The following is a 14525-nucleotide window of genomic DNA, read 5'->3' on the forward strand; positions in this document are numbered from 1 at the left end:
CACTTCCTAATACCGCGCTGCGCCTGGCAATCAGGAGTACATGCTTTTTATTGCGGCTGCCATTTCTTCTACAACACAGAAAATGAGGCCTTCTAAAAAAAATGGATGCACCTTAAACTTTAAATATCGTCAGCTTAAAAAGACAGATATTTAAATAAAAATGAGCACCCTGAACCCACTCAAAAACAAGCACGACAACCTATATTACTCCTTATCAATCTTTATGAACCTTGATGTCCAAAGAAGCCTGTTTGTACTTTATCTGCTGCAACTTGGAATCACACAAGGAGAAATAGGCATTCTTCAATCTTTTTTATTCTTCTCTTCCGTAGCGTTAGAAATCCCATCCGGTTTGCTCGCGGATCGATATGGTCGTAAATGTTCTCTCATACTCGGCTTTTTAGGGTTATTTATAAGCGGCATTGGATTTCTGCTATTTTCCTCCTTTATTCCTTTCGCCATAATATTTTGTCTGTTCGGCGCCAGCATTGCCATGGGCTCCGGTTCGGACAGGGCATTACTGTATGATAACTTACTGGCCCAGCATCGCGCCGAAGAGTATCCTAAAATACTCTCACGCGCCCGTGCCATTGGTGCGATTTCATTAGGCTTATCTATGCTGCTTGGTGGCGTATTACAAGACACATGGTCTTGGAACAGTGTTTATATTTGTTTTGCGGCATCAAAGCTCATTGGAGCTGTTGTTGTGACATTCATTCCCGAAATGAAGCTCCCGGCGTTCTCACTGAATTTGAATAAAAAAAGTCACAAAATTAATGAAAAAACGAAGGGACATCTCACCTCGCTGATTAATTTTTTTCGGTCTAAAAAAGGCGCATTTCTTATACCTTTGTTTATTGGATATGCTTTATTCGAGCTTTCAACGATCCCCTTGTTCATCTATGGCCAACCCTTTTTTTCCATGCAGGGTTTAGAGGTACCTATCATCGCTGGCATTTATGCTGCTGTTGAAGCCCTGTCGGCATTAATGTTCATGGCTGCTGGCTTTTTTTGTTCTCGTTTTTCTCTCGGCATAATTGCTTTCTCTACCACCCTTATTGCCACCTTTCTTCTTTTCATTCTTTCATTGAATATCGGTACAACCACTTCGGTCGCAAGCTTCCTTCTAATCATGTCGCTCCCTGCCATATATGAAACCTCATACGAAACCTATATTCATGACAATATTGAGTCACACATCCGAGCATCGTGCCTATCTGTTGCGAACTTGGTTAACTCAGTTATTATCGGCATCTCCTATACTGTTTTCGGCGGTTTGTTGGATGCATATGGTTTTTCGGTGACGTTGATCATCGTTGCAGTCTCCTGTTTTGTTGGTTTATTGGGTGTAAGTACAACATTGCTGTCAAGTGGGCAAAAAGACCATTTAAAAAAACAAGAAGCTTGAATCGTCCCAGGTTTTCCACGGGGCCGTCGAGTCGTTGAACTATCGTGGTTTTAAACGGCAAATTTCAGCCAATCCGTCTTTCCCCAGTGCATTCAAACATGCGCTTCAGTGCCACTTGAACACCTCTTGAACGACATCGCTGACAGACCGTGGAGCGTGAGGCCCGTGCCCGCCCGGCCGGGGGAGCCGCTCCAGCACCTGGACGATTTTGCCGGTCTGATCATGGCGCACCAGCACAAAGCGCGGTAAAGGAGCGCTGCTGACTGCACGCTTGCGAATAATCCTGACGGGCAATTGTTCGGTAATTACACCACCTGTGGCCTTGGCCTTGTCCAGTGCCTGTTGAATCGCCTCCACATTTTCCTCGTACAACGCCCGGTTGTTTTTAGCCTGGTCCAGCAACGCAATGCCGAACAGGGTCGAATCGGCGTTATGCGCCTGGGGCGCCTTGGCGAACAAGCTCAAGGTCGCCTCCTGCACCTCGTCCCCCAAGTGGCGAAAGTGCTTGGGGTCCGTGGTGTTGCCCAGGTTGAGCAAGTCTGCAATGTCCTCGCGTCCGCCTTTGATCGCGCCGGAATAGACATAATCCTCATCACCGGGAAAACCATGGGCCTGCTCATGGATCAGTGTGTTGGCCATGGCATCGTCGCTACTCCCCATGCTGCGGTAATAGTCCGTGGCGCCGTTCACATTAACCTCTATGTATTTTTCCTGGCGATAGCCTGCTTTGTAACGGCTATAGGACGACGGCAGGAGCTGGGCCTGCCACTCCGAGCCTTCGTTTTCGAGGAAGTTGATGTTGGAAAGATCCAGCTTGTCCAAATCCACTTTCATGGTGCGCTGCTTGCGTGTAAAGGCAGCCACGACCTCCTCGGAATCCGCGCCGAAGAAGGTTTTGCACACGAATTTGAGGTCTTTCTCGAACTCAGGATCGGACAACGCACTCAAGGCACCATTGAGTCGCTCCCGGGCGATGGGCAGTGCTCGTTCAATGGCTTGACGGCTTTGCTCAAGGAGGGGTGTCGCGGCGGGCGTCCCGGCGGTCTCCAGAGTGGGTAGTTGAGCCGGGTCGTGAGGACGTGGTTGCTCACCGTCAACGGAAGGCCTGCGCATTTTCCGGGGACGCTCGGTGGCAAAAGGCGGCGCGCCCAGTTGCTCCTTCATCGCGGTCTTCCAGGTCGCACGGAGCTCCCCCAGCGGCCTGCCAAGACGAAAAACAGGGCGGCTGCTCAACCATTCGTAGCCTGCCTGTAACGGCTGCTCCAAACCCGCAACAGGGTTGAACAGGTTATTGCTCAGCGCACCAAACGCTCTGGTGGCCGCCGACATCTTGGACAAGGCAGTCTCTGCCCGACTGACAGCCTGCGCCCCTTCCACAACCTCGCCAGCGACCACGGAGCCGATCATCACAGCGTCGAGCGCACAGCCGGTGAGCGCGCCCAGCTCGGTCTTCACGCGCCCGGAGGCGATGTCGTCGTAGCATCCCTTGAACGGAATAAGCAGGTCTTCAATGGTATTGACCGCTTCCTGCGTGCGCGCCTCGAAACGCTCACGCGGCGTCGTGCCCATGGCGGAGTCCAGGAGTTCCTGGCGATTGAGCACCAGGTCATGGCGCCGTACATAGGCGGCAAAATCCCTGGTTTTCTGCGAAAAGTATCCGCCGTCTGCCAATGATCCGCGCCCGCTGCCGGCCGGCAGGGTTTCGCGCAAGGCGCGTATCTGTACCTCGGACTCCCCGGCCCCATGGCCGTCCGCGTGGGATTGCAGTTTCGTCACCCACACACGGGGCACCTGCGCTTCGCCTCGGGCCAGTGCCTTGAGGAAATCGGGACGCTCGAAGTACTCGCCCCTCAAGGGCCAAAACTCAAAACATTTCGCATTGTCACCCTGTCCCGCCTGGACGATAAAACCATAGCGCCCCTTTACCCGCTCCGTTTGTTCCGCCGCATCGCTGATGGCCTTTCCTTCGGCGGTGATGGACTCGCCCTCGACCCGGTAAAACGTCAGTTCTTCTCGCTCAAGCAGCTGTCGGTCCTGATAGGGCATTTTGCTGAACAGTTCCTTGAGACGTGTGGTGATGGCTGAGGTGAACGTGTCGCCCCCCGACTTTACCGAACGGTCGAGCATGTCTTTGGTAAACCGAAGCCGATTAAAACCCGCCTGCAGGTCGGCGAGCTCTCCGCCCGTTTCTGCCGTAGTCCCGCCAAAGGGACCGTTGGCCACTTTTTGCGCATACTCACCGTTCTTCAACGCCCCCATCATATGCAGGTCGATCAAGCTCAATTCATGGGAGGGATCAGCCATGAAAAAAGGCATCGGATAGGTATCTCTTTGCACGGGCTTATCCAAGTCTCGCCCTGGGAACACCGCCTTGAGGTCCGCCTGGGCCAAGGCTCTGCGCGTCACGGGAGGGGTCTGCAGGACCGCAGTGGCCTTTTGCGTGGTCTGGATATAGTCCTTGTATTTGCCCGCGCTCTTGCGCAGATCTTCCACGGTGTAACGGTCATCGGCACGGCCCGCGATCACGCCATTGAGCACGCCCCAATCCAGCAACGGATCTGCCTCGGCCGCCTGGAACAACGGCACCAGTGTGGGTGTTGGAGGCTGGAGAGCCGCGCGCTCCAGCACTTGAGCATAGGTCAGGGTCCGACTCGATCCTGGCGCGAGGGCTTCAAGCAGGGCAACGGTTTTCCTCAACACCAGCCAGGCGGGAGAACCGATATGCACGGTGTCGGGGATATCCCGCACCAGAAACTCCGGCGCGACAGTCGCCAGGAATAGATGGCTGACAACCTCCACGGCGTCCGGACTCACGCCTTTGTTCTGCACCAGGTGCATGTGCAGGTCTTTGCGGGCATCGGCCATCTTGAGCCCGGCATTTTGCAGCGAGTACAGGTCATACCCCGCCACGTGATTTCTCTGCTGCCCCAGGTGCGGATCAATACGCAACAGATGGGCGGTGACCTGCAACTGATTGAGCTGCTGTTTGCGCAAACCATCGTGGGGAGCGTTCAGCCCTTCCAGCAAACGGTGCTGGCGGTACACATTGAGATTCTTCTGGCTGCGTAACCGCCCAAGGATGTGCGCATCGACATCACCGGAAAGAGGCTGCTGTTTATCCAGCCACTGCGGGCCGACGAAGCGTTCAAAGGACCCAACCAGCGTTTGGCGGTCTTGCTGGCTCAGTTTCAGCGGCGAGTCCAGCGCCAGCCAGGGCCCGGTATAGTTGCCCATCGGCGGGCTGGAGGGAAGCGGATGGCGCTGCCAGTCAATCAGGTTGCGAATGACCTTGGCCGAGCGCGGGACATCCTGCCCGTCGGCGTTGGGTAGCGTCACGCGCAGCATCTGCAATGCATCGACTTCGCCCGTGGAATGGAGGATATGTCCGGTGGTTTGCGCCATGTCCAACAGCGTGTCGAAGCGTTTCTTCAAGCCTGGCCGGGCGGATACAGGCTCGCTCAAATCGATCCAGCGCCCTGCACTGTCCAATACCTCCAAGCGTCCATCGAAGATGCGTAGATGGGCGGTCTGGCTGTCGATTCCATATTTTTCCCAGGCCGCCTGCATGCCTGGACGATTTGCCAAAGCGGCCAGGGCCTTGCGCCCACGCTGTACATCGGTCGCCAGCGTGGATCTCGTGACGCTTGAAAAGCGGGTCTCGGCGAGGTCGATAGTGTCCTGATCCGCCTTGCCCTGCACGTGGCGCTCCAAGGCAGCGATCCAGCGTTCCTTATTTCTGGCTTCCAGTATCGCCGTGTCGAGCAGGGCTTGCGAAAAATCGCTGATGCCCTGCAATTGGCCGGGGATGTGATGAACCAGCGTCGAAGGGCGCAGCAAAGGCTCCGGACGGATGACCTCCGGGTAACGATCTGGCTGAATCCCGGTGGCCGTGGATGGAAAACCCACTGCAACGGGTTCAGGCGTAGCAACGACCTTGGACATCAGGAGAACTCGCTTTCACGATTGAAGAGTGTCTACCCTGCCCCGGAAAACGAATGGATGGGATCGGAAAAGTCCTGGCCGCCAGCAGCCTGTGCGCGACTCAACGAGGTTCCCCCAGGATCAAACTGCGGTAATGCCCAGGATTGGACCCCACCCACTTGCGAAACGCCTTATAAAACGAACTGGTATCGGCAAACCCCAACCGCGCCGCGATCTCGGCAAAGCTGATCTGCGGTTCGGCCAGCCACACAATCGCCAACTCCTTGCGCACGCTGTCCTTGAGCCCCTGGTAGCTCTGCCCTTCTTCCGCCAGGCGGCGGCGCAGCGTGGAAGCGGAGATACACAGCGTGGCCGCAAGGCCCTCGGTCTCAGGCCAGGTGTCGGGAGGCATTTGCCGCAGGTCGTGCTTGATGCGTGTAGCCAGGCTGTCGGGGTTGCGGTATTTGACCAGGATGTTGGCCGGCGCATGGCCGAGGAAGCGCTTGAGTTCTTCCGGGCTGCGCTTGATCGGCAGGTCGAGGCAGTCGGCGGAGAAGATCATCCGCGTGCGTGGCCGATCAAAACGCAGGTTGTCGGAAAACATCACCTGGTAGTCATCGCAAAAGTCCGGCTGCGGGCAGCGCAGTTCGATGGCCAGGATCGGGATGCGCCGGCCTGCCAGCCAGCAGGCGACGCCGTGCACGATCATCCAGTAGGTGAAATAGGTGAATGCGCGCTTGGGCGCTGGCTCGGGTTCTTGCAACACAATTTCCGCCAGGCTCTGTTGGCGCACCAGCTGGGCTGGCAGGTGTTCCAGCATCAGCGAGAGGAACCCCAGGCCGGTTTGCAGGCCCGCTGCCAGGCTGGGCTGTGCAATGGCGGCGCGACAAAGGAACTCGAGGCTACCGGACTTGAGCTTGCGCGGGTCCATGCCGAAGAACTCATCGTCCATGCGCCTGGCCAGCAGACGCCACAAACGGGCGTAGGCGGTGGCCGGAACGCGGGCCACGGGCTGTTCCAGCAATGCCGGATCGATCCCGACCTTGCTCAAGGCTTCGACGGTGGCCGGCCCCGGTGCGCAGCTCTGCAACAAGGCTTCGCGCACGAGATGGATGGAGATGGTGTCTTTTTCCGACATGGGAGGTTGGGCAATCCGGCGGCACTCGAGATGCCGTGCATCATAAGGTGGGTTGCGATTCGCCACCACCGTTCAGCCATTGTTCAGCAAACGTCAAGTTTTCCTGTTTAGCAATGAGTATCATTATGTTACAACTTAGCTTCCTACCTACTTAAGCTGCGGTGCCCGATGCTTGTTCCCTTTTTAATCATGCTGCGCGAAGGCATTGAAGCGGCGCTGATCGTCGGCATCATCGCCAGTTACCTGCAACAAACCGGCCGCGGCCAGTGGATGCCCGCCGTATGGATCGGCGTGTTCCTCGCCGCGGCCCTGGCCTTGCTGGTGGGCGGTGGCCTGGAACTGGTCAGTGCCGAGTTTCCGCAGAAGCAGCAGGAATTGTTCGAGGGCATCGTCGGCCTGGTCGCCGTGGGCATCCTCAGCTCCATGGTGTTCTGGATGCGCAAGGTCGCGCGCTCCATCAAGCATTCGCTGCACGCCTCCCTTGACCAGGCGTTGACCGGTTCCAAACACCAGGTCACGGCGCTGATCCTCATGGTGTTCTTTGCCGTCGCTCGTGAAGGCCTGGAAACCGTGTTCTTCCTGCTGGCTGTGTTCCAACAGAGCGAAGGCCCAGGCGCACCGATTGGCGCCCTGCTCGGCCTGGTCCTGGCGATCATCGTCGGCTTCCTGATCTACACCGGCAGCATGCGCCTGAACCTCGGTGCGTTTTTCCGCTGGACCGGCCTGTTCATCCTCGTGGTCGCCGCCGGCATCCTCGCCAATTCGGTGCAAGCCCTGCATGAAGCGGGCGTGTGGAACCACTGGCAGACCGTGCTGTTCGATTTCAGCGCCGAGCTGCCGATGGACAGCCCGCTCGGTTCGGTACTGGCCGGCATGTTCGGCTACCAGGAAGCGCCGACCGTCAGCACCCTGGGCGCCTATCTGATGTATCTGGTGGTGGCGCTGGTGATGTTTTTCCTGCCCGCGGCACCGCCCAAGCCTGCCGCCAGCCCTTCTTCCGTTTCCAGCCAGTAAGGACCGTCTCTTGTCCAACCCAACGCCTCAACCCGCTTCGCCCCCCCGCGCCCTGCGCTGGGCGGTAGCCGGCTCGGTGGTCGTGATGATCGCCGCCGGTGGCCTGTTCTATTACGCCTCGCAGCTGGCGGCCAGCAAGCGCCAGACCAACCACGATGAAATCGCCGTGACCATCCATGGCCATGCCTGCGAGCCCAATGCACTGACGGTGCCGGCCGGCCGTGCGAGCTTTCGCATCATCAACCGCTCTGACCGGGCGGTGGAGTGGGAAATCCTCGACGGCGTGCTGGTGGTCGAAGAGCGCGAAAACATCGCCCCCGGCCTGAGCCAGGTGATCAACGCCAACCTGCTGCCAGGCGACTATGCGATCACGTGCGGCCTGCTGAGCAACCCGCGCGGCACCCTGCATGTGACGCCAACCGCAGAATCCGACGCCCAGGCCAAGGCCAAGCCGTCGATGGTAGCGTTTATCGGCCCGCTGTCGGAGTTTCGCGTGTACCTGAGCAGCCAGGGCAGTGCCCTGGTCAAGGCCGTGACCGCCCTGCAACAGGCGATCGACGCCGGTGACCTGGCCCAGGCGCAAGCGCTGTACGTGCCGGCCCGTGAGGCTTACCAACGTCTGGCCCCGGCCTCGCAGCGCCTGGCCGAGCTGGACAACGCCATCAACGCCCGGGCCGATTACTTTGAAAAACGTGAGCAAGACCCGGCCTTCAGCGGCTTCCATCGCCTCGAATACAGCCTGTTCCAGCAACGCAGCCTTGATGGCCTGGGGCCGATTGCGCAGCGCCTGGTCACCGATGTCACCCGCCTCAAACAGCAGTTGCTGGCGCAGTCGCTGCCGCCGGAACAACTGGTGAGCATCGTGGTGCGCAACCTCAACAGCCTGGCGGATGTACGCGCCATCAGCGGTGAAGAAGAGCGCTACAGCCATGTCGACCTGAATGGTTTCGCCGCCAACCTGGAGGCCGCGCACAAGGTGGTCGAACTGATGCGTCCGCTGCTGACCAAGTCCGCCGCCGACCTGCTGCCGACAGTCGACAGCGCCCTCGCCGCCTTCGATGCCGAGCTCCAGGGCTTCAAGCTCGACAAAGGCTACGCCACGTATGACAGCGTTACCGCCGATCAGCGCAAGCAGATCGCCGACAAGGCCATGGCTCTGGCCGCCGCACTCGATGGAATCGACCCCGCCCTTGGCCTTTCCGGCCTGCAGTGAAGACGACCGCACACATGAGTGATTCAGAACAGTTTTCAGCACAACGTCGCCGTGTCCTCCTGGGCATGGCCGCCACCGGTGCCGCCATCGCCGGCAGCACCCTGACCTGCCCGGCCATGGCGGCCGCCGCCGAGCAAGTCACCACCGCACCGCGCAGCGACAAGACCCAGGACCACCACGATTTTTTCGGCCAGCACCAGAGCGGCATCGTCACCCCACGCCCGGCCTGCGGCATGCTCGTGGCGTTCGATGTCCTGGCCAGCGACCGCGAAGACCTGGAGCGCCTGTTCCGCACCTTGAACGAGCGCATCGGCTTCCTGATGACCGGCGGCACCGTACCCCAGGTCGACCCGAAGCTGCCGCCCACCGATTCCGGCATCCTCGGCCCGGTGGTCACGCCGGATAACCTGACCATCACCGTGTCCGTCGGCGCATCGTTGTTCGATGAGCGCTTCGGCCTGGCCGCCGTCAAACCCAAGCGCCTGATCCGCATGGTGGGCTTCCCCAACGATGCGCTGGAACCGGCGCAGTGCCACGGCGACCTGAGCCTGCAATTCAGCTCCAACACCCCGGACACCAATATCCACGCCCTGCGCGACATCGTGAAAAACCTGCCCGACCTGCTGCTGGTGCGCTGGAAGCAGGAAGGCAGCGTGCCGCCCCAGGCACCGGCCAAGCCCGGCGAACCGGCACAAAGCGCGCGCAACTTCCTGGGTTTCCGCGACGGCTCGGCCAACCCCAACTCCAACGACAACAAGGCCATGGACCAAATTGTGTGGGTCCAACCCGGCAGCGACGAACCGAGCTGGGCGGCCCATGGCAGCTATCAGGCGGTGCGCATCATCCGCAACTTCGTCGAACGCTGGGACCGCACGCCGCTGCAAGAGCAGGAAAGCATCATCGGCCGTGTGAAGACCAGCGGCGCGCCCATGGATGGCCAGAAAGAATCCCAGGTGCCCGACTACAGCAAGGACCCGGAAGGCAAGCTGACCAAGCTCGATGCCCATATCCGCCTGGCCAACCCGCGCACCCCGCAGACCCAGGCCAACCTGATCCTGCGTCGGCCGTTCAACTACTCCAACGGCGTCAATAAAAACGGTCAGTTGGACATGGGGCTGTTGTTCATCTGCTACCAGGCTGACCTGGAGAAAGGCTTTATCAGCGTGCAAACCCGGCTCAACGGCGAACCCTTGGAGGAATACCTCAAGCCGGTCGGCGGCGGGTATTTCTTCACCTTGCCGGGGGTCACGGGGCCCAAGGATTTCATCGGGCGCACGCTGCTCGCTGCAACGCCTTTTCAAACCACTGCCCACACCTAAAACAAACCAGAGCGGAACACGTCCCATGAAGAAGTCGACTATCGCGTTGTCGTTGTTAATGACCCTTTCGCCGCTGGCAGCGTTTGCCGCTACCGCGCCGTTGGACCTGGTAGGCCCGGTGTCGGACTACAAGATCTACGTCACCGAAGAAATCGGCGAACTGGTCACCCAGACCCAGGCGTTCACCGACGCCATCAACCAAGGCGACCTGGCCACCGCCAAGAAGCTCTACGCGCCGACCCGTGTGCACTATGAGTCCATCGAGCCGATCGCCGAGCTGTTCAGCGACCTGGATGCATCGATTGACTCCCGGGTCGATGACCACGAAAAAGGCGTGACCGCCGAAGACTTCACCGGTTTCCACCGCATCGAGTACGCGCTGTTCTCCAAGAACACCACCAAAGGCCTGGAAGCCCTGACGGCCAAGCTCAACACTGACGTCAACGACCTGAAAACCCGTGTCGACGGCCTGACCTTCCCGCCGGAGAAAGTCGTCGGCGGGGCCGCTGCGTTGCTGGAAGAAGTTGCCGCCACCAAGATCTCCGGTGAAGAAGACCGCTACAGCCACACCGACCTGTATGACTTCCAGGGCAACATCGACGGTGCGAAGAAAATCGTCGACCTGTTCCGTGGCCAGATCGAGAAACAGGACAAGGCTTTCCTGGCCAAGGTCGACAAGAACTTCGCCAGCGTGGACAAGATCCTGGCCAAGTACAAGACCAAGGACGGCGGCTTCCAGACCTACGACAAGGTCAAGGAAAACGACCGCAAGGCGCTGGTGGGCCCGGTCAACACCCTGGCCGAAGACCTGTCGACCCTGCGCGGCAAGCTGGGCCTGAACTGATACGACCTCCCGCGCCTGGCGCGGGAGGTCGTCGGCTCAACGGGTTGGCTCGAAGCCGTTCAGTGGCGTGCCGAAAGGCGCGCCGCTGCGCGGGTCAATCGCATACCAGCGGCCGTTGTATGGCGTGGCGTGCATGTCGACCTCCCGATAACGCCCCGCCTTGCCCGCTGTCGGTGTCACCACGGGCGCCTCCGCGCCGCTCGCCTGCCCGGCTGCAACCAGCAGATACGCACGCAATTTCTCCTCGGCGGTCACCAGGTGTGGGACCGTCTTGCCCCACTTCATTGCCCCACCCGCCAGCAACGCCGGCAGTTTTACCAGTCCCTTGGTCGCGGCATTGATCATCTGCGGGTAACCATCCAGCGGGTTCAGCGCCGCACTGGTAAACAAACCGGACTGCTTGATGAAGTCAAATGCTCGATCGCTGAAACTCGCTCCAGCTTTCACCTGGGGCACTGCAATCGCCGATGGCTTGAGTCGTGTAACAAGCTGGGTCAGGCGGCTGGGCACCAGGGCCCTGGCAGAGCGGATCAGCGCCCGGGCCTGGCTACCCGCACCAATGGCCACGCCGACTACATCCAGTGCCAGGTTGGTCAGACCTGCGCTGATATTGCCTTGTTTGAACTCCTGATACGCCCCCACGAACGGCACGAACCCCAATAGAAAGGCATGATCGCGTGCCCGCGCCTCACGATGCTTCTCCAGCGGCAGTGACTCGCTTGCGCGTTGCAACATGCTTTCGGTGGGCTCGTAAAAGTTGTCCTGGGCGATCCTGTTGACGATGCTCGCTGTTTTTCGCGAACTGTAGGTGTCCGGGACGAACGATTCCGGCGTATGGCTGAGAGGTAATTCTCGCGCAGCAAATGCGCCGCCCAACGCCGACACGATCACCGCCTGGAACGCTGGGTTGGGATCAGGATGGGAGCCGTTGGCATAGGCGTCCAAATCAAGGTTCATCTGCGCGCCGCGCACCACCGGTAAATACACCAGGCCGTGGGGTGATGGAAAACCCTCGCGGTGAATGACGCCGTCGAGCTCCATCGCGTCGGTTAGATCCGTACGCTTGATGATCTTGCCGTTGGCGAACACCTCGAAATGCACGACCGTGGGTCCATGCTCAACGCGCATCAGGGTGCCGTGGCGCGCCCTGCTGGCGTCTTTGAGTGCGTCGGTCTCCTTGGCCTGGATCTCCCCGGTTTCCCGGCGCAAGGTGAAAAGTTCGACCTTGCCCAGTTCAAGCAACTTGCGATCCTCCAGAGGCAACTCGGCAAACATCAGCTTAAGCTTGGTGGCGTACGCGTCCTGGAGCTTCTTCCGGTGCTGGAGCACCGGGTTTTCCAGCAACTTATCCAGCTCGGGCAGACGGCGAATACGTGTATCGAGCCTGGCCCGCGCCGCCTCGGTTACCTGGGGGGGCCGCGCGTGCTGGTAAGGCGTTTTCGCCGCCGCCGGGAAAGCAGGCATGTCGTCACTGAGCACCCATTTGCCCGGTGCCAGGTCGCCGGTCATATAGGTCTCCACCAACGAGCGGGTGCGCGGTTCCGAGATCGGCAGGTTGCGACGATCCTCTGCACTGGCCACATGCACGGTCATGCCTTCCAGTTCGGCCTGGGTGATACCAGGAAGCACGCGCAGCAATTCCTTGATCGCCAGCGCCTTGCGCGTCGGCAGTTCACTGCTCGCAGCCGTGAAGGCGGTGGCGACGTCTTCGCGCTGGCGGAAAAATACCCGCGCAGCCTCCTGGATATCCCCCGACGAGTATTCACCGTCACTGCGCTGCCTGATACAGCCGTTCAACACCCCCCAATCAGCGATGACTTTCAAGGCATTGAGTTGCATCAGCGTCGTCTGCGCGTCACTGACGGGTTCCAGGGTGGTCAAGTCGGTGACCTGCTGTTCATTCATCATCCTCGACGTCCCTGGCGCATTGTGATCGGCCAATGCGCAGCCCAGGCGCAGCTCCATCCAGGCCGGCGTGCCGATACTCACGGACTCGGGCACGTCGCGCACGAGCATTTCCGGCGCCGCCTGCGCCAGGCACACCTGGGCAGCCAACACCGCCAGCTTGGGTTCCAGGCCTTTGTTGTGCTGAAGGTGGCGCTCAATATCACGGCGTACCTGACTGAACGAGCGCCCCATGTTCGTTGGCTGGTAGATCGAATAGCCAGCCACTTCCCCGGGCTTGTCGGACATCGAGGGATCGACGTGCAGCTTGATCGCGGCGGTTACCAGTTGCTGGAGCAGCGTCCTGGGCAGCGTCGAGTTAGCGCCCTGGCCCACCTGCCAGCGCAGCGCGCCAGCCATTTGCTCGCCGAACGCCAAGGCATCCGGGCTGTCCAGCAGCCTGTCCAGGTGAGCCTGCGGGTCGGCCTGCAACGCCTGCAATGTGACCCCGGACAATGCGCTGAACCCACGAGCCAGGGGACCGCGCAGGCGGATGTCGGCCATGGTGCCCATGTGCTTTTGATCGTCTGCGGTCAAGGTGCCCGGCTTCCAGTCCCGGGGCAACAACGCGCCGTAGTCCCCCAATGGCGGCGGCGTTGGCAAGGCAGTGCGCAACCAGGCAACCAGGTTGCGCGTGTCACTCACGGTACGCGCCGAGCCCAAGCCCTTGAAATCCAGGAGCTGGCGCATGTCGTAGCGTGGCGTCGAGTACAGGGCGTTGCCCAAGGGCACGCTGAGCGCCGCCAGTGCCTCGAGCTCATCGTTCAGTTCCGGTACGGCTTCCACATAGCGGGTCAGATTCACCCAACCGCCTACCGGACTCAGGCGCTCAAGCCTGCCTTCAGACACCCTGAATGGCGCACCGGCCCAGGCAAAGCCCTCCTGCTCCAGCAGGCGAACCATTTGCGGGCACGTGACAAACCGCTGCAAACGCTCCACCGCAGCCTGGCTATGCCGGGGCAATGACGATGCCGGTGAAAGCTCGGTCTCATGATCCGACCAGTCCGTACGCGCAGTGTCCGGCAGTTCTTCAAGTTCTGCTTCAAGGCGATCGGCCAGGGCAAGGCGCTCCTCCAGTTCGCTGACCACTTGCCAGGTCTGCTCAAGGTTGCCGGCAGTGATCTGGCCGAGCCCTTGGCGCGGCAGCCACAATGCGTCGTCTGACCCGATAAAAGGCAGCCCCTGGTCCGAGGGGTCCAGCAGTTCTCGAATCGGCCTCAGGGTGCGGGAAACTTCGTTCCAGCCGGAGTTATCGGTCAGGCTGAATCTGACGGTGCTGCGTACACCATTATGGTTGGCATAACCCTCGATATGATCGCGGTGAAAGGTCAGGGTCGCAGGTTCAAGGCGCTGCTCGGCAATCCACTGTTGCAACGCTGGTCGGTTCAGCAGGTGTTGGTACAAGCGCGTTGCCATGCCCGGACTGCTGTCCGGCGGCACCTCGACCATCGTGTAGCCGCTGCTTTCAGCGGCGGCAACGCGCTCAGCCAACTGAGTGTCGGCGGCGGCAGTGCGGGCCTGATCCCGGGGAGGCAGTCGCGTCCACGGGCCAGCCGCGGCCGGCGTTGCATCGGCAGTGGATCGCCGCCTGCGCAGGGCGGGTGGTTGAGTCGGTATGGGATCAGGCGCAGCAGGCACTGCGCTGGGTGGGGTGGGAAACTCCGGAACGGATGGGCGGCTGTGAGGCAGTAGCATCAACATAGTCATCGCTCTCTCGGATGAGT

Annotated in this window: 8 protein-coding genes; 5 read left to right on the plus strand and 3 right to left on the minus strand. The window is 60.1% G+C overall.

Translation table 11 applies throughout. The annotated features are described in order from the left end of the window. The first annotated feature begins 160 nt into the window (after positions 1 to 160). The gene (locus tag BFQ01_RS27460; protein WP_065927737.1) at positions 161 to 1408 is read left to right on the plus strand and encodes an MFS transporter; all 1248 of its coding nucleotides are present in this window, start codon (positions 161 to 163) and stop codon (positions 1406 to 1408) included. Positions 1409 to 1513: 105 nt separating this feature from the next. Here BFQ01_RS27460 and BFQ01_RS27465 read toward each other — a convergent pair whose 3' ends face one another. Together BFQ01_RS27465 and BFQ01_RS27470 are read right to left on the minus strand one after the other, a co-directional pair. Beyond that, on the minus strand, positions 1514 to 5350 hold the full coding sequence (locus tag BFQ01_RS27465; protein WP_141691316.1) for a hypothetical protein: 3837 nt from the start codon (positions 5348 to 5350) through the stop codon (positions 1514 to 1516). A 100-nt stretch (positions 5351 to 5450) separates the two neighbouring features. Further along, on the minus strand, positions 5451 to 6467 hold the full coding sequence (locus BFQ01_RS27470) for an AraC family transcriptional regulator (RefSeq protein ID WP_065927739.1): 1017 nt from the start codon (positions 6465 to 6467) through the stop codon (positions 5451 to 5453). 168 nt (positions 6468 to 6635) lie between these two features. Between BFQ01_RS27470 and efeU the strand changes: the two genes are divergently transcribed. Genes efeU through efeO (BFQ01_RS27490) form a run of 4 tightly spaced genes read left to right on the plus strand, consistent with a single transcriptional unit; the run spans position 6636 to position 10857 of the window. Next, positions 6636 to 7481, plus strand: coding sequence for an iron uptake transporter permease EfeU (gene efeU / locus BFQ01_RS27475; protein WP_027607884.1), 846 nt, complete (start codon positions 6636 to 6638; stop codon positions 7479 to 7481). Positions 7482 to 7491: 10 nt separating this feature from the next. After that, the gene (gene efeO, locus BFQ01_RS27480; protein ID WP_065927740.1) at positions 7492 to 8694 is read left to right on the plus strand and encodes an iron uptake system protein EfeO; all 1203 of its coding nucleotides are present in this window, start codon (positions 7492 to 7494) and stop codon (positions 8692 to 8694) included. 14 nt (positions 8695 to 8708) lie between these two features. Continuing rightward, positions 8709 to 10013: an iron uptake transporter deferrochelatase/peroxidase subunit gene (gene efeB, locus BFQ01_RS27485; RefSeq protein ID WP_027607886.1), complete on the plus strand. Its 1305-nt coding sequence runs from the start codon at positions 8709 to 8711 to the stop codon at positions 10011 to 10013. A 25-nt stretch (positions 10014 to 10038) separates the two neighbouring features. Further along, positions 10039 to 10857 carry an iron uptake system protein EfeO gene (gene efeO, locus BFQ01_RS27490; RefSeq protein ID WP_065927741.1) on the plus strand — a complete coding sequence of 273 codons (819 nt, stop codon included), beginning with the start codon at positions 10039 to 10041 and terminating at the stop codon, positions 10855 to 10857. A gap of 36 nt (positions 10858 to 10893) precedes the next feature. Here the strand turns inward: efeO (BFQ01_RS27490) and BFQ01_RS27495 are convergent, their stop codons facing one another. Beyond that, positions 10894 to 14292, minus strand: a complete 3399-nt coding sequence (locus tag BFQ01_RS27495; RefSeq protein WP_065927742.1) for a hypothetical protein — start codon at positions 14290 to 14292, stop codon at positions 10894 to 10896. Between the last annotated feature and the right edge of the window lie 233 nt (positions 14293 to 14525).

The sequence above is a fragment of the Pseudomonas sp. 8 R 14 genome, from assembly GCF_900005955.1.
Classification (GTDB): domain Bacteria; phylum Pseudomonadota; class Gammaproteobacteria; order Pseudomonadales; family Pseudomonadaceae; genus Aquipseudomonas; species Aquipseudomonas marginalis.

Bases quoted from the DNA above. Each gene is read 5' to 3' on its own strand.
- BFQ01_RS27460 (WP_065927737.1), top strand. From the start codon at position 161: ATGAGCACCCTGAACCCACTCAAAAACAAGCACGACAACCTATATTAC.
- BFQ01_RS27465 (WP_141691316.1), bottom strand. From the start codon at position 5,350: ATGTCCAAGGTCGTTGCTACGCCTGAACCCGTTGCAGTGGGTTTTCCA.
- BFQ01_RS27470 (WP_065927739.1), bottom strand. From the start codon at position 6,467: ATGTCGGAAAAAGACACCATCTCCATCCATCTCGTGCGCGAAGCCTTG.
- efeU (WP_027607884.1), top strand. From the start codon at position 6,636: ATGCTTGTTCCCTTTTTAATCATGCTGCGCGAAGGCATTGAAGCGGCG.
- efeB (WP_027607886.1), top strand. From the start codon at position 8,709: ATGAGTGATTCAGAACAGTTTTCAGCACAACGTCGCCGTGTCCTCCTG.
- efeO (WP_065927741.1), top strand. From the start codon at position 10,039: ATGAAGAAGTCGACTATCGCGTTGTCGTTGTTAATGACCCTTTCGCCG.